Source organism: Protofrankia sp. Cr1 (assembly GCF_963555865.1).
GTDB lineage: Bacteria > Actinomycetota > Actinomycetes > Frankiales > Frankiaceae > Protofrankia.
Window position 1 is genome coordinate 10,989 of record NZ_CAUVXO010000108.1, and the last position, 3,562, is coordinate 14,550.

The 3,562-nt window shown below is 67.7% G+C and carries 3 protein-coding genes and 1 pseudogene; 1 reads left to right on the forward strand and 3 read right to left on the reverse strand.

Annotated features, from left to right (window positions below; genetic code table 11):
• Positions 1–303: alkaline phosphatase family protein (locus U9980_RS11335; protein ID WP_322767880.1), on the forward strand; the 303-nt coding region annotated here is incomplete at its 5' end.
• Between the two features lie 126 nt (positions 304–429).
• On the opposite strand, the gene U9980_RS11340 is transcribed toward U9980_RS11335, so the two are convergent.
• The 3 genes and pseudogenes from U9980_RS11340 to U9980_RS11350 all read right to left on the reverse strand — a co-directional run.
• Entirely contained in the window at positions 430–2,049 is a 1,620-nt protein-coding gene (locus U9980_RS11340; protein ID WP_416210235.1) for a fibronectin type III domain-containing protein, read from the reverse strand.
• 140 nt (positions 2,050–2,189) lie between these two features.
• Positions 2,190–3,050 carry an ABC transporter permease subunit gene (locus U9980_RS11345; protein ID WP_322767882.1) on the reverse strand — a complete coding sequence of 287 codons (861 nt, stop codon included), beginning with the start codon at positions 3,048–3,050 and terminating at the stop codon, positions 2,190–2,192.
• Positions 3,047–3,562: pseudogene (locus U9980_RS11350) on the reverse strand (ABC transporter ATP-binding protein); the annotation flags it as partial. The gene U9980_RS11345 and the pseudogene U9980_RS11350, both read right to left, overlap by 4 nt.

Below are 3,562 nucleotides of genomic sequence, written 5' to 3' on the forward strand. Positions count from 1 at the left end.
GTCGTGGTCACCTATGACGAGTTCGGTGGCCAGTGGGACCACGTCTCCCCGCCCGGCCAGGGCCGCTCCACCCGGGGCGTTCATGACCAGTTCGGACCGGGGACCCGCGTCCCCGCACTGGTGATAAGCACGTCCCTGCCGCACTCCGGCGTCGACCACACCGTCTACGACACGACGTCCATCCTGGCGACCATCGAACGCAGCCTGGGGCTCAAGCCGCTCACCAGCCGGGACGCGCAGGTCGCGGACCTGTCCGGGGCGCTGCGCGCCGCCGGTGTGCGCCCAGGTCGACGCACCAGCTAACGATCATCTCAGGCATCACGCCAAAGGGCGTGCGACCAACCACCATCGCACGCCCTTTGGCCAGGCCAGCCTCACATGGGCCTCCGGGCGTGCGACCAACCACCATCGCACGCCCTTTGGCCGGTGCTAACCGTCCATCCCGTGCTGGTGCTTGCGCGGACGTACGAGGGTGAAACGGTCGAGTTCGGTGTAGCTGGACGAACCCGCCGCGGCACCGAAGTGACTGACGGTGATCGTCGTCTTTCCGCCGGGCGCGTTGGGCTCGACGTCGAACGAGGCGAAGCCGTACGGGGTGGCAAGGTCGCGGTAGGCCGACCACGGCGCGGGTTCGGTCGTGGTCAGGGCCCGGTGCTGCGTCGTCGGGCTACCGGCCGCGACGTCGTAGATCACGACGCCGTCGTGGGGTGCGTCGAAAGAGGCAGGCGGGGTAAAGGCGGGATGCCCGCCGCCACCAATGATCATGTGTACGGTACCGCGGGTCGTGTCGATGACCGTGGCGTCGTCGGCCTGCGGTGCCGGCGTGAGCAGCGAACTGCCGGGCAGGATTCCGCGCACGGGGAAGGTCCGTTCGAAATGGTGCTCGTGACCGCCGAGCACCAGGTCGACGCCGTACTTGTCGAACAACGGCACGAATTCCTGCCGGATGCCGAGGTCCGCTCCGTTGAAGTGGGCGGAGGACATCGCGACCTGGTGCATGAACACCACGATCCAGTCGATGTCACGGTCGTGCCGCGCCGCCGCCAGCGTCCGTTCGAGCCAGGCCCGCTGCTCGCCCTGGCTGTAGCCATGGATGTATGGATTGGAGCTGGCGCTGGCATACGTCGGGACGTGGTCGCGGCGGTAACCGCTGAAACCGCCGTCCTGAAGGCACACGTCGTCATTGTTGATCGAAATGACCCGAACCGATCCGACGGTGAAGGCATACCAGTTGCCGGCGAAGTCGGGGACCTTCGAGTCATTGCACGGAAGGGCGAACCGGGTCTGGTAGGCGAGGTAGCCCTGCGGGCCGTTGCCGACCTCGTTCTCGTGGTTGCCCGCGCATGGCATCCACGGACGGTTGCGCGCGGAACGCATGTTGTTGTTGAAGAAGCTGCGCCAGGTCCCCACCGGGTCGTCGCTGACGTTGGCATAGCACAGGTCGCCGTTGACGAGGTGGAACAGCGGGTCGAGTGCCTCGACCGCGTCCACGATGTAACCGGAGTTCGCCGACCACGGGCCGAGGCCCTGTCCGACCGCCGCCGGTACGGCCTGGTCGCCGAAGCTGGTGAAGCGGAACCGCTTGCGTCCGCGCGGCGCGGTGCGGAACGTACCTTCCACCGGCGGGGCGCCACGGTGGTGCACCGCGTAGGTGAAGTCGGTGTCGGACGCCAACCGGTCCAGCTCGGCGTGGTAGGTCCAGACCGTCTGCCCGGTCAGTGCCTCGACATAGACGCGCTCCTGCGCATCGACACTCGTCCCGAAGCCCGAACCGTGCCGCCCCAGGCGCAACCGCGGTTGGCTCACCCGCTCCGGCGTCGCCCACGACACCGTGATCTGGCTGGCCGCATCCGTGCCGAACTGGACATGCAGCTGCTCCGGGGACGGCGCGCCCGCGACCGTCGGTTGGCGTACCAACTCGGCCGCAACGCCCGGACGTTCCAGCAACGGCACGGCGGCGGCGGTGAGGCCCGCCACCCCGGCGGCGCGCAGGAGCGCACGACGCCCCAACGCCGGCTGCGATCGGGCCACAGAAGGTTCCTCGCTCATGCTGATTCCTCCCCGTTGACACGTCGGTACGGCCTCCCGGCCGCGCCTGTGCGCATCCTGATCGCCCTAGCTGTCCGCGGGGCCAACACAGAGCGAAGGCCGGTGACCACCTGCGTGAGCGGTGGTCACCGGGACGTCATTCAGGCGTCCCGGCGCTGCAGCAGGACGGCGGAACCGGCAAGAGCCAGCAGGGCATACCCGCAGAACAGCGCGAGCCCGGTCCACGGTGACAACGCGGAGGAATCGTGCACCACATTGAGGATTGACTGTCCGGCGTTGCTCGGCAGGTACTTGTTGATGTGGTCCTGCCAGTCCGACGGCAGGAAGTGCACGATGATCGGAAGTATCAGGAGCAGCGCGAACAGGGTCGCAATCCCACCGGCGGTGCTACGTAGCAGCGCACCGAGGGCGACACCCAGCACGCCGACGACCGTCAGGTACAGGCCACCGCCGATCACCGCGGTGAGGACACCCGGGTGCGACAGCGTTGTGGAGATGTGTTTGGACGCCATCATCGCCTGGCCGCCGGCGAACGCCACGAACGACGCGACGGTCATCAGCACAAAGGTGACCACGGCGAAAACCACTGCCTTGGCCCAGAGTACGGGCAGCCGCCTGGGTACCGCGGCCATCGTCGCGCGGATCATGCCGGTGGAGTACTCGCCACTGACGATCAGGACGCCGAGCACCCCGACAGCGAGCTGGGCGAGGAAGATGCCGCTGAGGCTCGTCAAGGTGGGATCGAAGAAAAGACGCTCGCCCGGATTCTCCTCGTCCCAATGGCTGGCGCTCCCCCATGAGATGAGGATGCCGAGCCCGATTGTGACCGCCAGCGCGGCAAGCAGCGAGTATCGGGTGGACCGAAGCGAGTGCAGCTTCGTCCACTCCGAGCGTATGACCCGCAGCTGGGTCACCCGCACCGCCGGTTCGCTCTGCGCCTGCATGCCTTTCTGCGCCTGCGGGCCGCTGCCGCCCGTGCCGGCTTCGGTCACCGCGGTCATGACGGGGTTCCCATCGCGGACTGTGCGGTGGGGACGTCAGCATGATATTCGACGCTGTCCCGGGTGAGATCCATGAACGCTTCCTCCAGTGACGCCTGCTGGGGTGTCAGCTCGTACAGCACGATGCCGTTCTCCGCCGCCGTCTGCCCGACCTGCTCGCTGGTGAGGCCGGTGACCATCAAGGTGTCGGGCGCAGCGGCCTCAACCGTCACGTCCGCGCTCACGAGCAGATCGCGCAGCCCGGACGCCTGCGGCGAACGGACCTTCACGGTGTTGGCCGACGCGCTGTGGATGAAGTCCGCAACGGAGGTGTCCGCGATCAACCGACCACGGCCGATCACGATGAGGTGCTCGGCGGTCAGCGCCATCTCGCTCATCAGGTGCGAGGAGACGAACACCGTCCGACCCTCCGCCGCCAACCCCTTGAGCAGATTGCGGATCCAACGGATGCCCTCCGGGTCCAGGCCGTTCACCGGCTCGTCCAGGATCACGGTCGAGGGGTCGCCCAGCAG